General features: G+C 49.9%; 1 protein-coding gene. It reads left to right on the forward strand.

Annotation, left to right across the window (positions count from 1 at the left end; translation table 11 throughout):
* Positions 1 to 707: UDP-N-acetylglucosamine 1-carboxyvinyltransferase (locus tag R7044_RS25520; protein WP_225456034.1), on the forward strand; the 707-nt coding region annotated here is incomplete at both ends.

Consider the following 707-nt stretch of genomic DNA (forward strand, 5'->3'; position numbering starts at 1 on the left):
CTGAAGGCACTACAACGTTAGACAACGCAGCGCGCGAACCTGAAATCGTCGATACGGCGGATTTGCTAAATAAACTTGGCGCGAAAATCTCGGGCGCGGGTACAGACACCATCACTATCGAAGGCGGTGAGCGCTTAGGTGGCGGCAAGCACAGTGTCGTAGCAGACCGTATTGAAACGGGGACATTCCTAGTAGCTGCAGCGGTATCTGGCGGTAAAGTGGTTTGTCGTAATACCAACGGTCACTTGCTTGAAGCGGTTCTAGCGAAGCTAGAAGAAGCGGGCGCATTGGTGGAGACAGGTGAAGACTGGATCTCTGTTGATATGACAGACCGTGAGTTAAAAGCAGTAAGTATTCGCACTGCGCCTCACCCTGGTTTCCCGACAGACATGCAAGCGCAATTTACGCTATTGAACATGATGGCGAAAGGCGGCGGCGTGATCACTGAAACTATCTTTGAAAACCGCTTTATGCACGTGCCTGAGCTGATGCGTATGGGTGCGAAAGCGGAGATTGAAGGTAATACGGTTATTTGTGGTGACGTTGAATCACTAAGTGGTGCACAAGTGATGGCTACGGATCTACGTGCTTCGGCAAGTTTGGTGATTGCTGGTTGTATCGCGAAAGGCGAAACCATCGTAGATCGTATTTATCACATCGATCGCGGTTATGACAAAATTGAAAATAAACTGGCTGCACTTGGCGCA

It is taken from the genome of Vibrio sp. 1402, assembly GCF_033340275.1.